Origin of the sequence: Chromobacterium sp. IRSSSOUMB001 (genome assembly GCF_023507765.1) — a bacterium.
GTDB classification, from domain to species: domain Bacteria; phylum Pseudomonadota; class Gammaproteobacteria; order Burkholderiales; family Chromobacteriaceae; genus Chromobacterium; species Chromobacterium haemolyticum.
Genome location: NZ_JALCYU010000061.1, coordinates 1 through 520 on the forward strand (window position 1 = coordinate 1; position 520 = coordinate 520).

Sequence of the window (520 nt, forward strand, 5' to 3'; positions counted from 1 at the left end):
TACCGCGGTGGGCGAGAACGACTCCTGGCTGTTTGCGGCGCGGGCGCAGTTTGAAGAACTGGCGCTGGACGCCTCGGGGCCTAGCGATTGGAAACCCACCCTGGTGACCGACGCGGCCGACCAAATCACCCATCAAAGCTACGACGCCGCCGGCCGCCTGATCGGTGAAACTCGCGGTGACGGCAAACAGCAGGCCAGCACCACCTACCAGCTGGACGCCTTGGGCAAACGCATCGTCGAAACCGACGCCAACGGCCACGCCACCCGCCGCGACTACGACCTGCTCGGCCGGCTGATTCGCGAAACCGACGCGCTGGGCGGCGTGACCGTCACCGAGTACGACGCGGCCGGCAACGCGGTCAAGATCACCGACCCGCGCGGCTACAGCGGCTACAACTATTACGACGCGCTCGGCCGCCAGACCCTGCACGTCGATCCTGAAGGTTACGCCACCGGCACCGAATACGACGCGCTGGGCAACACCACCCGCATCACCCGCTACGCCACCCGCGTCGACACC

General features: G+C 67.1%; 1 pseudogene. It reads left to right on the forward strand.

Going from position 1 to position 520, the window contains the following annotated elements:
* Positions 1-520: pseudogene (locus MOV80_RS23310) on the forward strand (hypothetical protein); the annotation flags it as partial.